15 protein-coding genes are annotated in these 12,980 nt (G+C 36.1%); 2 read left to right on the top strand and 13 right to left on the bottom strand.

Features of this window, described 5'->3' with window-relative positions; translation table 11 throughout:
* Positions 1-77: 77 nt before the first annotated feature.
* Positions 78-731, top strand: a complete 654-nt coding sequence (locus DB895_RS03990) for a metal-dependent transcriptional regulator (RefSeq protein WP_116724057.1) — start codon at positions 78-80, stop codon at positions 729-731.
* Here DB895_RS03990 and DB895_RS03985 read toward each other — a convergent pair.
* The 10 genes from DB895_RS03985 to DB895_RS03935 all read right to left on the bottom strand — a co-directional run bounded on the left by DB895_RS03985 (position 728) and on the right by DB895_RS03935 (position 10,136).
* Positions 728-853, bottom strand: a complete 126-nt coding sequence (locus tag DB895_RS03985; protein ID WP_116724056.1) for a FeoB-associated Cys-rich membrane protein — start codon at positions 851-853, stop codon at positions 728-730. The genes DB895_RS03990 and DB895_RS03985 overlap by 4 nt on opposite strands.
* A gap of 6 nt (positions 854-859) precedes the next feature.
* Positions 860-2,962 (bottom strand): ferrous iron transport protein B, encoded by a 2,103-nt coding sequence (gene feoB / locus DB895_RS03980; RefSeq protein ID WP_116724094.1) that lies wholly within the window; start codon positions 2,960-2,962, stop codon positions 860-862.
* A 28-nt stretch (positions 2,963-2,990) separates the two neighbouring features.
* Positions 2,991-3,230 (bottom strand): FeoA family protein, encoded by a 240-nt coding sequence (locus tag DB895_RS03975; RefSeq protein ID WP_116724055.1) that lies wholly within the window; start codon positions 3,228-3,230, stop codon positions 2,991-2,993.
* Between the two features lie 244 nt (positions 3,231-3,474).
* Positions 3,475-4,146, bottom strand: a complete 672-nt coding sequence (locus tag DB895_RS03970) for an SCO family protein (protein ID WP_116724054.1) — start codon at positions 4,144-4,146, stop codon at positions 3,475-3,477.
* Positions 4,147-4,232: 86 nt separating this feature from the next.
* Complete coding sequence (locus DB895_RS03965; RefSeq protein WP_116724053.1) at positions 4,233-5,162, bottom strand: DMT family transporter; 930 nt, start codon at positions 5,160-5,162, stop codon at positions 4,233-4,235.
* Entirely contained in the window at positions 5,163-5,987 is an 825-nt protein-coding gene (locus DB895_RS03960; RefSeq protein WP_116724052.1) for an SDR family oxidoreductase, read from the bottom strand.
* Positions 5,988-6,026: 39 nt separating this feature from the next.
* The gene (locus tag DB895_RS03955; RefSeq protein WP_243694620.1) at positions 6,027-8,420 is read right to left on the bottom strand and encodes a M28 family peptidase; all 2,394 of its coding nucleotides are present in this window, start codon (positions 8,418-8,420) and stop codon (positions 6,027-6,029) included.
* A 29-nt stretch (positions 8,421-8,449) separates the two neighbouring features.
* Positions 8,450-8,800, bottom strand: coding sequence for a hypothetical protein (locus tag DB895_RS03950; RefSeq protein ID WP_116724051.1), 351 nt, complete (start codon positions 8,798-8,800; stop codon positions 8,450-8,452).
* Positions 8,801-9,017: 217 nt separating this feature from the next.
* The gene (locus DB895_RS03940; protein WP_116724049.1) at positions 9,018-9,566 is read right to left on the bottom strand and encodes an REP-associated tyrosine transposase; all 549 of its coding nucleotides are present in this window, start codon (positions 9,564-9,566) and stop codon (positions 9,018-9,020) included.
* 162 nt (positions 9,567-9,728) lie between these two features.
* Positions 9,729-10,136 carry a hypothetical protein gene (locus tag DB895_RS03935; RefSeq protein ID WP_116724048.1) on the bottom strand — a complete coding sequence of 136 codons (408 nt, stop codon included), beginning with the start codon at positions 10,134-10,136 and terminating at the stop codon, positions 9,729-9,731.
* Positions 10,137-10,427: 291 nt separating this feature from the next.
* On the opposite strand from DB895_RS03935, the gene DB895_RS03930 reads away from it, so the two are divergent.
* Positions 10,428-10,760 (top strand): single-stranded DNA-binding protein, encoded by a 333-nt coding sequence (locus tag DB895_RS03930; RefSeq protein ID WP_116724047.1) that lies wholly within the window; start codon positions 10,428-10,430, stop codon positions 10,758-10,760.
* A 255-nt stretch (positions 10,761-11,015) separates the two neighbouring features.
* Here DB895_RS03930 and DB895_RS03925 read toward each other — a convergent pair whose 3' ends face one another.
* The 3 genes from DB895_RS03925 to DB895_RS03915 form a co-directional block, all read right to left on the bottom strand.
* Positions 11,016-11,648 carry a chloramphenicol acetyltransferase gene (locus DB895_RS03925; protein ID WP_116724046.1) on the bottom strand — a complete coding sequence of 211 codons (633 nt, stop codon included), beginning with the start codon at positions 11,646-11,648 and terminating at the stop codon, positions 11,016-11,018.
* Positions 11,648-12,334 (bottom strand): HAD family hydrolase, encoded by a 687-nt coding sequence (locus tag DB895_RS03920; RefSeq protein ID WP_116724045.1) that lies wholly within the window; start codon positions 12,332-12,334, stop codon positions 11,648-11,650. Before DB895_RS03920 ends, DB895_RS03925 begins: the two co-directional genes overlap by 1 nt.
* Before the next feature lie 63 nt (positions 12,335-12,397).
* Positions 12,398-12,976 (bottom strand): transposase, encoded by a 579-nt coding sequence (locus DB895_RS03915; protein ID WP_116724044.1) that lies wholly within the window; start codon positions 12,974-12,976, stop codon positions 12,398-12,400.
* Positions 12,977-12,980 lie beyond the last annotated feature (4 nt).

Here is a 12,980-nt window from a genome sequence, read left to right as displayed (position 1 = left end):
ACTGCAAACGAAGTTCACTGAACTCCACTGCAAATGGAAATTAAGTGAAGTAATTGGGGCTAAAAACAGATATCATGATGACTTTTTCAGAAGAGAACTATCTCAAAACTATATACCATCTTACTACGCTTTCCGATACAGAAGTCAGTACCAATGCCATTGCCGAGATGATAGAAACCAAGGCCTCTTCGGTAACCGACATGCTCAAGAAACTGGCAGAAAAGGATTTGGTGAATTATAAAAAATACCAAGGCGTTTCACTCACCGAGAAGGGAAACTTATCGGCAAAAATGATCGTGAGAAAGCATCGTTTATGGGAAGTTTTCCTTGTCGATAAACTCGATTTTTCTTGGGATGAAGTACATGACATTGCTGAACAATTAGAACATATAAAATCGGAGCAACTTATCAATAAACTGGATGATTTTTTGGGAAATCCAACTGAAGATCCTCACGGTGACCCAATCCCGGATGCCAATGGCAAAATATTGAAAATTGAAAAATTATTGCTGTCTGAATTGTCACATAATCAACCCGGGATTTGTGTTGGCGTGAAAGATTCCTCAGCCGAGTTTTTGAAATATTTAGATAAAAATGGAATTGCCTTGGGTTCTAAAATACAAATTCTTACTAAAGAAGATTTTGATTTATCCTTGAAAATAAAAGTCGAAAACAAAGAATTAACTATTTCGAATAAAATTGCGAGCAACCTTTTTGTTAAAGTGATTTAATGGCAGGCACAATCGTCGCTACCGCAATTTTTATCCGTTTTTTTCTTTTTAAAAAAGAATTTTTTGAACAAAAAAGCAAGTGCAATTCCTAAAGTTACAAAGGCTAAAATTTCCTGAATCATAACTGTTTATTTTAAAATTTGATAGGCGATAAAGGCAACAACATAGGCAAAACTGCTCATGAAAACAAGTTGTCCCAAAGGCCATTTCCAAGAGTTAGTTTCTTTTTTGGTAATTGCCAAAGTACTGGCACATTGCATGGCGAAAGCATAAAATAAAAGCAATGAAATCCCGGATGCAAAATTGAATATTTTTTTTCCGGTATCAGGATTTATTTCTGCAGCCATTTTGTTTTTTATGGTCGTGTCATTTTCGCTACCTCCAACACTATAAATCGTGGCCAATGTTCCCACAAAAACTTCTCTTGCAGCAAAGGAACTGATGATGGCAATGCCAATTTTCCAATCATATCCTAAAGGCGAAATGACAGGTTCAATGGTTTTTCCCATAATGCCAATGTAGGAATTTTCTAATTTGTAAGAAGCCACTTTGTTCTTGAAATCAAATTTGGATAAAGTACTATTTTCTGTTTTTGAAAGTAGAATAGACTCGGCGTTATTGAATTTTTCTCCTGGACCATAAGAAGCCATAAACCATAAGACAACTGATATGGCCAAAATGATTTTCCCTGCTCCAAAAACGAAAGCTTTTGTTTTTTCCACCACATTGATGGCTACGTTTTTAAACATCGGCAATTTGTAGTTGGGCATTTCAACCACAAAGAATGTTTTGCAATTTAATCTCAATACTTTGTTTAAAACAAATGCTGAAAGTATTGCCATACCAAAACCGATGAGGTACAAAAGCATTAATGTCAATCCCTGCATGTTTATAATACCAAAAATTCGTTTATCTGGAATTACAAGTCCAATTATTATGGCGTAAACAGGCAATCTTGCGGAGCAGGTTGTAAACGGCGTTACCAAAATGGTGATCAATCGTTCCTTCCAGTTTTCAATATTTCGTGTGGCCATAATGGCGGGAATGGCACATGCAGTTCCGGAAATTAATGGGACAATGCTTTTACCCGAAAGTCCAAATTTACGCATGATTTTGTCCATCAAAAAAACTACCCGGCTCATATAGCCACTTTCTTCCAGTACTGAAATGAATAGGAACAAAAAGGCAATTTGTGGAATAAATATAAGAATTCCGCCAATTCCCGGAATAATACCTTGTGAAATCAAATTGGTAAAGGCACCAGGGGGAAGTTTTTCGCTGGATGTTGAACTTAAAGCAGCAAAAGTTCGATCAATAAAATCCATCGGTGTTTTTGACCATTCAAAAATAGACTGAAAAATAACGAACAATATGAAAAAAAAGATTACGTATCCAAACACCTTATGGGTGAGAAGGCTGTCCAGTTTACTTCTGAAATCGGTAGCTGATGAAGCATCAATTTTTTGGCCAATCTTTAGTGTTTCATTAATAAATTGATACCTTTTGATGGTTTCTTTTTGTTGCAATCTTTTTAATTCCGAATTGGTTTTTGTAAACGAATTGTTTTTCAGAATGGTTCTGTTCAAATTCACAAAATTCACATCTTGGGTAACAACAAGCCAAAGCTTATATAGGGACTGATTCGGGAACGTTTTTTGGAGATTATTAAAATAGACTTCATCAATAGACGAAGCATTTAAACACGGTTCTGTAGAAATGGTTTTGTAAGTTGTAATTACGTTTTTTAACTCTTCAATCCCTATTCCTTTTCGGGAACTGACTAAAGCTATTTTGGTTTTTAACTGATTTTCCAAATATGGAATATCCAGTGTAATGCCTTTGTATTTCATTCGGTCAATCATGTTGATTACCAGAATGGTTGGAATTTCTAAATCTTTTATTTGAGTGAAAAGCAATAAATTTCGCTTCAGATTTTCGATTTCGGTTACTAAAAGAATGACATCAGGATAGAGTTTGTCGTTTTTATTCAGCAACAGCTCAATGACTACATTTTCATCGACAGAGCTGGCATTCAAACTGTAAGTGCCGGGTAAGTCCAGCACATTGGCTTTGATGTTATTGGGAAGTTTGCAAAAACCAATCTTTTTTTCAACGGTAATGCCGGGATAATTACCCACCTGTTGGTTCAAACCCGTTAGTTGATTGAAAACCGAAGTTTTCCCTACATTTGGATTTCCAATTAATGCAATATTTATATTTTTTTTAGTCATTTCACCTTTTTTCTTCCACCGGTTCGTTCTATGTCCTTGGGTCAATAATTTCAACTTCAATTTCGCGAGCAGTTTCCATACGAATGGCAAGATGTGAACCATTAACATTCAAATATAAAGGGTCTCCAAACGGAGCAATTTGAATGAGTTCAACCATATTTCCTGGCAAACAACCCATTTCCAAAAGCTTCAATGGTATAGCTTCGACATCAAAATTGGTGATGATGGCTCTTTCGCCTTTTTTCAGGTTGGCTATAGTTGTTTGCAAATCTTATTTAGATTGAATTAAGATTACAAAAGTACAGATAAAAAAAGAATTTTGAATGATATTTATCAGGTTTACTCATTTTTTTATGACTATCCGTTACCTCTGCCAAAATAAAAATTGGAACACAGATGGCACGGATTTAAGCCAATCAAAACGGATTTATTATTTAATAATCAGCGAAAATCCACTCAATCTGTGTCATCTGCGTACCATTTTTTCAGTTGGTTCGCTTATTGAACAGTCTTTATTTTTTATCTTCACAAAGCCAATTTATATCTACAATCAATCGTTGAATTTCTTCTTTTTTGGTTCCGTCATAAAAACCGCGAACCCGTCTTTTGGTATCGACCAAAACAAAATTTTCAGTATGTACCATATCATAAAGTTCATTTGGGCTGCCTTGTTTTACCGCCAAATAGGATTTTCGGGCCATTCGATAAATTTCCTTTTTATCCCCAGTAACCAAGTTCCATTTGGTGTCATTTACCTTATTTTTTATGGCGTATTCCTTTAGCTTGGCAACATCATCAACATTTGGCAAAACGGAATGGGAAAGCAACATCACCTTTGGGTTGTTAAGGAATGCTTTTTGGACTTCCACTAGATTGGTCGTCATTTTTGGGCAAATAGAACCACAGGTTGTGAAAAAAAAATCGGCCACATATATTTTTCCTTCATAATCCTTTTGGGTAACAATTTTCCCGTTTTGATTGGTAAACGAAAAATCGGCAATGGTGTGGTATTTGCTTTTATATTGCATCGTACTATCCACCAATTCAGGGTTAACGTCAGCGGGATTAAAGATAGGTAATGATTTTTCAGGCTTTAAAGCCGAATAAAATAAGGAAATGGTTATTATTGAAAAAACCAGAAAGAATCCTAAGAATTTTCGATATTTATAAAATAGAGAGGCCATAATTATAATTTGTTGCAAAAATACAAAAAAGCAATTTTTAAAAGGTTTCGCTTTTGGATTTAAACTACTGAAAGTTCATAAATAGTTTATCGGCGTGCTTTTTTAAGGGCATAATTTACCATATACAATCCGCTTAAAGTAATGAAACCGCCAATTGCAATGGCCGTATTGAAGGATTCTCCTAAAAACAAAGATCCTAGAATTACTGCCACAATAGGATTTATATAGGCATAAATACTGCTAATTTCTGCTGGTAAATGTTGCAGCATATAAATAAAGGCGATGAAAGTAAAAATGGCACCAAAAATAACCAAGTAGGCGATGGCCCACCAAGAAACTGCAGGAATAGAACCCAAGCTCACCGAGGTTCCTGTAGCTCCAGTAACAGCAAAAATCAAAATACTGGAGATGATCATCTGTAAGCCCAAACTAAAATAAGGGTTAAAACTGGCCGCTTTCTTTTTTGTATATAGGGTTCCGAATGCCCACGTTATTGTTGCGGTTATAGATAAAAAAATGCCAAATCTAAAATCGGGTTGTAGAAAATCTTTTAAATGGTCGTAGAAAATGACACAGACGCCACAAAAACTGACAATTAAGCCAACAACAGTCAACCTAGACAGGCGCTCTCCTCTGAAAAAAGTAATAATTACAATCCATAAAGGAACTATGGCTCCAATGATGGCGCCTAATCCACTGCTAATGTATTTTACTCCCCAAGTACTTAGCGCATTACTGAATACAAAATTAAGAACGCACAGGATAAGAATTGTTTTCCATTGTTTCCCTTTTGGCCAAGGTGCTTTTTTAAGCAAAAAAAAGGAAACATAAAGAAAACCGCCAATAAATTGTCTAAGGGCAACAAGTTGTAATGCGGGCATGTGTTTTACGCCTTGTTTAGAGGCAATCCAAGTAGTTCCCCAAAAAAAACTTACCCAGCACAAGGCAATTACGGGTAATCCGATGGTGTTTATTTTAGTAGAAAAAGCGGTATGAATTTTACTTTTGTTTAACACTTAAAGGGTCGTTCTTGTAAATTTATATTTTAAAACGGTTTCCACTTTATCGCTCAAAATGGTTTTCCCTACAGAGGGTTTGGCATGGCTAAATTTAGGCAAAGCCAAATTCAATCCTATAGCTTTTTGCGTGTAATACGTTTCACGCGACGGATGAAAAGGCGAAACGGCATTGAAGGTTTCTCCCCAACAGTTCGTTTCAATTATTTTTTGAATGATACCAATACAATCGTCTTGATGAATAAAATTTATAGGCGCTTCAGGATTGTCAATATTGTCTCTACCTGACAAAAACCGAATGGGATGCCTATCTTCCCCAATCAAACCGCCAAACCGTACAATCGTAGTTTTAAAATCACGATTATTTTGCAAAAGTTGCTCTGCTTGAAACAATTGTTTGCCGCTTTCCGTGTCGGGATTAGGTGTTGTTTCTTCAGTTATAATTGTATTTGCTTCTCCATAAACCGATGTTGAACTGATAAAAAGAACATTTTCAATTGATGAATTTTCGATGTAAGGAATCAGGGTTCTGATTTTTCCAACAAATTCCGCCCTGTGCGTTGCCGAAGGGTCGTTGCTATTTCCTCTTAATTTGAGAGGAATATCAATAATAAGAATTTCTGAATTTTCTAAAAAAGGAACGATGTTCCCCTCAATTTCATTGGCATGTAGCGAAATCAAAAAAGGCTCAATTCCCGCAAATTCCAATATAGGAAGTTTCTCAATGGAAGTCGTAGAACCTTTTATAGAGAAACCAGTTCCTATCAATGCTTTCGCCAATGGCAATCCCAACCAGCCACAACCCAGAATACTAATTTTAGTCATTTTTATTTTTTGAATTTTGAATACGAAAATAATTTATGGCTATTGTATTTTCAAAGTATCGGTAACAACAATTAAACTGTCTTTTTTGACCACAAATTTAGGGATGTTTTTTAAAACAGTTTTCTTTACAGCCACTGCAGTTGGTTTTATTTTTTGCTTAATGACCACTGCATCATTCAAGACAAATGGAGTAGGCATCATCCAAGAGGTGCGTTTTTCCATGGTAAACAATGGGTTGGTCATCAAATCAAAAGAACTTTCCATTACATCCATATCGAAAGACGTGTTTTTAGAAATGCTGAATTCCAACTCCAAAGGCTTATTATCAACCACATAATAACTCATTATTTTTTTTCCGTTTCGTTGGTATAAACTGTCTTTCTGCCCCAAAGTTTCGGCGTTATTCCCCTTCAAATTGTAAAAAACCATATTCTCATTGGCAAAAATATCATAGCGATTTACTTTTCTGTTGGGCGAAATTTTAATTTTTAAATACCTTTGCGCTCCGGCAATGGAATCCGTCAAAAATTCAATAGTTGGTTTTGCTAATTTTTTCATTGGAGCCTCAGCCATAAAAGTAAACTGAGAATTGTACTTGCTAAACAAAGGAGTCGTTTTTAAAGCAAGGGCATTTTTCGGATTTTCGCCTAAATATATTTTTGTCCATTGGTCTAAATTGGTGTCATAAGTAGTCCAGTAAGCTTTGTTTTGGTCTCCATCAACAACATAGAGCAGGCTATTGGGTTTGGCCTTTCCAACTTCATAATTGGAATTCAAGTGCGCATACGTAAAACATCCTATAGCTAGTGCAAACAGTAGAGCAGCCCAAATGCCTTTCTTGGGAAACGTTCCGAAAACGGGCAATAACAATCCGAAAACTAAAATAGTCAATACGGCACTTCCAGCTAAAATTTTTAATCCCAAACCTATAGGAAACATGACTAGGAAAGGAATAAAAAGGAGGAGAGCAGGAACACTTAAAAAGAGATTCAGGAATTTATTTGTTTTTTGGGTTAGCACAAAATACGCCAACATCAATAATCCAAAGAAAACAGGAATGATAAAAAATCCCGCTCCAGGCAAATAGATCGCAATTCCAAAATTGATAGCAATCCAAAGAAATAAAGGAGCTAAGGCATGATTAAAGGTTAATTGCTCTGTTTTTGATTTCGTGTAAAACAAAAAGGCAATTGCTAAACTCAAACAAATAAATGCCGCAATATACGCGTGTCCGTTATAGGTAAATCCCTGAAGGATATCATTGTATTGAGGATAGACGGAAAGCGCAATTTTCCAACCGACAAAAGTGACTGCGCCTGAAACCAATACTGCCCCAAACAACAGTAAAAAACCTTTTCCGATTTCTGACGGAATCAAAATCCTTTTGGCCAAGCCAATAAATACCAAGAGCAGAAATAACGCCAAAGCACCATAGCAAAGTGGCAAAATCCAAGCAAACGGGTAGCTTACAAAACAAAAAGGCGTGTTGAAATACACGTAATCTTCCGTAGCATCCATGGTTGTCAAATCGGCATTCGAAAAATAGTTCAGTAACGGCATCAAATACGTTCCCTGATGGGCTACTGTGGTTGGTTTTACATGCGAATAATCATCCTGTACCGTATGATAATTAAAATGATTGTCGATAAAGGCAAAATTAAATCCCTGAATTTTCCCCTGTTCCCTAAAAACCGTCAAATCGGTATCGTTGGGTAACATCTTGTAAATACTGTACATCAGGGAATTGGAAACGGGATATTTTGGGTTCGCCTTCGTAAATCCTTGCACTAATGCGGCATTTCCCTGATTGACTTCCATCAACATATAACTGGGTCCGGAAGTGCCACGGGCTTCAAAATTCAATGCCAAACCAATATCTTTTGTCCAATCACTTTGTGTAACAAAAAGAGCTGCACCATTCAAACCCAATTCTTCGGCATCCGAAAAAAGCACAATAATGTCATTTTTATGAGGCGTTTTATTGTGCAAAAAAGCGCGCAATCCTTCCAGAATGGTTGCAATTCCAGAGGCATCATCACTGGCGCCATGCGAAAATGAATGGGGCGCACTGTCATAATGGGAAAGCAACAACAACGCTTTACTATTATCAGTTCCTTTAATTCGGGCCAGAATATTTTTAGATTTCACCAGATTTCCCCAATCCGAAAGTGTGGTTCCTTCCTGAATTTTGGTTTCCAATCCCAGTTTTTGCAATTGCTTTTCCAGATAATGGGCCACAACGTCGTGATTTTCAGAACCCACATAATGCGGTTTTTCCGAAAGGATTTTGATTTGGTTCAAAGCCCTGTGCGTCGAGAATTCCGACAAGGATTCGTCATTAGAAACCCATTGTGGCATCATGGTGGCATAAATCAATCCTAGGATTCCCAGGATAAATCCCGCGGCTATAATGGAGGAATAGTTCTTTTTCATTTTTGGTTAGATAGATTGGAGTTGTGGTATTATATATCTTTCTTGACTAACATGTAAAAATCATTGTCCAAGAGCATGTAGCCTTGGTCGTATAAAAAATAATAGGTATTTCCTGTTTTGGTTTGTAAAATATTCGTAAAAAATTCAAAATCGAAACCTTTGCTCAGTAATTTGGCCCGAGTGGTTTTCGATTTTCCTTCCACATTGAGTTCCGACAGAATCCGGTAATTCTTGCGCAATTTATTGTTTACGTTGCGCATAAAGTTCGTGCTGTCCTTGTTAATTTTATTGTTGTAGGCGTTGCGGCAACCGTCGCTGCAGAATTTCTTATCCTCGCGACCTACTATTTTTTCGTTGCATTCCAGACAGGTTTTAGTCATGGGCTTTATTTTTTTAGGAGCGAAAAGCTCGGGCATTTATATCAATCATTTTCCTGCTTTCGCCTTTATCTCTCCACTGCGTTACGAGGATACCGGCTCTATCAGGGCTAGGGAGGATTTGTGTTTTGTGTTTGGGAACCAACAATTTACCGAAATACTAGCCATGAGAATTAGCCCCAGGCTGGCGCGAGCTTCTAGCTCGTGACCACAAACAAAATCAATTCAAATCTATTTCCAAAACCGTTTGGTCATTATTGCCATAATTTCTTGCACTACTATATTTCCAATCTATTGGGTCTGTCACAAAACCTGCTTCGACTGGGTTGTTATGTATATAATCTAATTTTTGCTCAAAAACTTTCAAGGACCAAATTTCTATTGCATGGTTATCTTGTTGCCAAAACTGTCTAAACTTCACATTACTGTTTTTCTTCCCAGCTCTTTCATACATCCACAACATCCATTCTTTCCTGCTTTCTTGCGGGTTCTCTTCTATCAATTTTAATAATTTTCTTGAAGTAAAACCTTTAAAATCACGAATTAATCCCGAAGGATCATTTAATCCCGAACGGAATATTAAATGAACATGGCTGTGCATAATGCAATAACCATATATTTCCATTCCTTTGTTTCTTCTACAATGGTCTAACGATTCTGTTATGCTCGAAAAATAAACATCTCTTGTAAAAACGTCAATCCAATTAATTGTTGCGAAACTTATAAAATAAGCTCCAGATTTCTCTCCAAATTTATATTTTGTACTCATGCTTTTTCTACTATTTCTATTGTGGCACGAGCTTGAAGCTCGCGCTAGCGACATGCTCGCACCAGCAGGGGGGATCTATTCTTCGTCTATTAAAACTAATAATATTATTGTTTAATTTGTTTTTATGTTGTTCATTTTTCCAAACTGCGGTTATGGCAACACTTATTTTTTCATCCTTTTAATTAATTCTAATACTCTTGCTTTCACGAAATCGGCATCGTTCTGATATACTGCCATATACATATCTTGTCCCCATTCTTCAGATTTAATTTTATCATTAAATTCTTGATTCTGCTCTGTAATATATTGTTCTCTTTTCTTTGACCACAAAAGCTGTTCTCTTTCTAGGCTTTCTTGTTCGGTTTTGTTAAGTGAAATTCTACATTCTTTTAACACAATCTTTAGCATATGATTCATTTCAAAATGAAATTGTCTAGAGCAATTCATCATATTCTTTCCACTATCAAGGCATTTCTGATGCTTTTCGCTTAATTGTTCAATTTCAAAGTTAAAATCCCTTTCAGATTTACATGACATAAAAATTAGAAATAATAAGATTATTTTCTTCATAGTTGTGATTGTATCATTATGCGTAATTCATTCATTTGCTTACAGTTTAAAATACTAGGTTACTCAAATAATCAGTCGGTTTTCTATGCCTTCACAAACGCAAAGTCTTTTAAAACCAATCAAATATATACAAATTTTTCCATTTACAAACGGTTACAAATAGTTACAACCGAAAGTAAACAGTTAGCAACCGAATAAATTTTGCAAGCCGTCGCATCTTTGCCTTGTCGAAATCAAACAATCATCGACACGAACACAAATCATTTTATAAACAATTAAATTTTACACGCCATGAATGCAATGAAAAACAGAGTACAGTTAATAGGAAACGTAGGTAACGATCCTGAAATCAAAAACTTAGACGGAGGAAAAAAACTCGCCAATCTAACCATCGCCACGAAAGACAGTTACAAAAATGACAAAGGCGAAAAAGTGGATCAAACCGAATGGCACCGAGTGGTGGCCTGGGGAAAAACTGCCGAAATCATCGAGAAATACGTGACCAAAGGCATTCAGGTTGCCATAGAAGGGAAATTGTCCCACAGAAGTTATGACGACAAAAACGGCGAAAAACGCTATGTTACGGAAGTGGTTGTCAGCGAATTATTGATGCTGGGTAAATAGGCAAGAAATGGCTATTCGGTAGCAGTTTGCGGGCTAAGTGTCTGTAAACTGCTACTGATTATTTTATATGACTCTTCGTTACTTGTATCAATCGGTATGATTTTGTCATTTCGACGAAGGAGAAATCACATGATGAGATCTTCTAATGCGATTTCTCCTTCGTCGAAATGACAAAATAGCTACATTTTACTATTCATATTATAGACTCTTTATATTAGTAGCGGATAGTCATAATATTTTTATGGAATAATTTACTTACTCATTCATCAATTCCTGAAAATAATTCACAAATTGACCCAGATGGTACCCGTCCACTAATCCGTGATGCACGTGAACTGAAACAGGCATCAATCTTTTTCCGCTTTTTTTAAGTTTCATTTTACCAAAGGAAATTTTCGGGCAACTGTCCGGAAAAGTAAAACTTCGGGCATGCGAAATGGAACTAAAATTAATCCACGGAAGTGAAGAGGTATGAATGATGTTTTTCCTTGTGAAATCTCTTGTGAAAATTCCAGTGGTGTTGTTTTTTACCCTTTTTATTTCCTCATACGTTTTTTCTGAAAAAGTATCAAAATCCGGAGAAAATTGAATCAATGAAAATCCGAAGGTTAAATCCTCCCGCAAAATAGTGGTGGAGGCATCAATGGTATCAAAAATATAAATTTCGTCTTCTATGATTCGGTACCTGAAGGACTCAATGGCATTAACAGCAAGAATACATTTGTGTAAATAATACACAAAAAAGGAAGTCCCCAGTTGTTTGGCTTTTTGGTATGCTTTTGTGCAATCAATAGTGGTTGTGATTCCGAAAAAGGGCTCTTCAAATTGCTTGAAAAATAAATAATGCTCCTTCCTATTCCAAGTTTCTATGTCTAAAAGGGTTTTCATTATTGAAACAGCGTTAATACGTCCGTGATTTTTTTATAATCCTTAAAATTTTCATGTTCGATTTTAAAATCGATTTTTTCATGTTCCCAAGTTGTGTGAAACGGAATGTGGATGGCATGACCCCCAATTCCTAATACGGGCAAAACATCGGATTTCAAGGAATTTCCAATCATTAAAAATTCCGATGATTGTATATCCAAACGTTTCACTAATTTCTGGTAATCAATTTCCTCTTTGTCGGACATCACTTCGATGTGGTGAAAATAATGTCCCAAACCTGATTTATGCAGTTTCCGATGTTGGTCTTTTAAATCACCCTTAGTGGCCACAACCAACTTGTATTTTCCGTGAAGTGCTTGCAGGGTTTCTTCCACGCCGTCCAGCAATTCAATAGGTTTCTCGATTAATTCTTTGCCGAATTCTGTTATTTTTTTGATGAAATCAACGCTAATCGTCCCATTTGAAACGACTATTGCCGCTTCAATCATCGAAAGGATGTATCCCTTTATGCCATAGCCATACAAAGGCAGGTTGTTGATTTGCGTTCGAAATAATTCTTGCGACACGCCATGATGGGAAAGATAATCTTGGAGAAGGACGCAAAATTTCTTTTCGGCTTCCTCAAAATAAGGTTCGTTGATGAATAGGGTGTCGTCGGCGTCGAAGGCGATTACTTTTATGTTCATGATAATGAATTATTTTGAGGAAATTTAATCAAATATACTTTGAAAAATAAATTAACAACAAAATTAATTGCAAAATTTATCTTCTTTCCAATTCTTTGGATTGGTTTCAATGTAATTTTGTATTCTTTCAAATGATTCTGAATTTCGAATGATGTGGTCGTGAAAACGAGATTGCCATTCAAAATCGGCGTGAATGAAATGTCCATTTTTTGTCACTGCCGATTTATAGGAACGAATGATGGTGGAAATCGTTCCTGATTTGGGCGAAATTTTTGACATTTGTTCGTTTGTTGTTCCATTATGGGCAGAGACGTTGCATTGCAACGTCTCTGCAACAAGGTCATCAACAACATTTTTTTTGTCAATTATCAATATTCCGTGAACGTGATTGGGCATAACAACGTAATTTCCTAATTCCACAGATGGGAAATGTTTTGGGATTTCTGCCCAAAATTGATATGCCAATCTGCCAATTTCGTTTAATTCCATTTTATTTTCTTTTGCAACGGATACAATTTCTCCAAAAAAATGGTCTCGGTTTCGGGTACAAATTGTAATGAAATAAGCACCATTATTTCCATAATCCCAATTTTTCAATCGGGATGAGGGTATTCGGTATTTATTTTGGAATTTGTTTGTCATTTTT

Source organism: Flavobacterium psychrotolerans (assembly GCF_003097635.1).
GTDB classification, from domain to species: Bacteria; Bacteroidota; Bacteroidia; order Flavobacteriales; family Flavobacteriaceae; genus Flavobacterium; species Flavobacterium psychrotolerans.
The sequence above is the reverse complement of the archived record's forward strand: the minus strand, read 5'-3'. Positions and strand labels throughout refer to the sequence as shown.